Annotated in this window: 1 pseudogene; it reads right to left on the reverse strand. The window is 69.5% G+C overall.

Annotated elements, in window-relative coordinates:
- Nucleotides 1–311: pseudogene (locus AC0L2J_RS34815) on the reverse strand (DUF1522 domain-containing protein); the annotation flags it as partial.

Genomic DNA, 311 nt, shown 5'->3' on the forward strand with positions numbered 1-311 from the left:
GTTGCGGTGGTGCCGTTGGTCGCGATCAGCGTGATGGTGCCGGTCAGCGCCGTGGTGCCGTCGCCGGCCGTTGCGCCAGTGCTGGCGAACGAGCCGATGGTGGCGCCGAGGGTCGTGCTGCCGGTTGCCGCCGTGGTGCCGCCGGCCGTGCCGTTATACACGACGTTGCTGCTCGCGGTCGCGCTGGCAAAGGAGGTGGTGCCGCGCAGATCGGCCGCCGTCGCACCTGCGATCGTGGTGGAGACGTTGGACTTGGTGGAGTAGCCGACGGTGGTCTGCAGCGCCTGGTTGGCGATCGACTTCGCAGAGTC

It is taken from the genome of Bradyrhizobium sp. MV1.5 (assembly GCF_055807615.1).